At 65.2% G+C, this 244-nt stretch carries 1 protein-coding gene; it reads right to left on the reverse strand.

Annotation, left to right across the window (positions count from 1 at the left end):
- Positions 1-244: transposase (locus GWC77_RS29020; RefSeq protein WP_367949145.1), on the reverse strand; the 244-nt coding region annotated here is incomplete at both ends.

Here is a 244-nt window from a genome sequence, read left to right on the forward strand (position 1 = left end):
ACCCAGGCGGCCTGTTCGGCAAGCAGCACCTCGCGCTGGCGCACGACCGCACGCACGACACAGACCTCGTCACCCGGGCGCCAGGCGGCCCTTAGCAGTCCCAGGCTCATCAGCTTGTGCAGCCACTGGCAATCGAGCACGTCGCTCTTGCGACCGGGTACGTATTTCATCTGCCGCGCGTCAACCAGCCATACCGTCAGTCCGCGCTGCTCGAGCACCTCATACACCGGAATCCAGTACACCC

The organism is Paraburkholderia sp. NMBU_R16, assembly GCF_013282575.1.
Lineage (GTDB): Bacteria > Pseudomonadota > Gammaproteobacteria > Burkholderiales > Burkholderiaceae > Trinickia.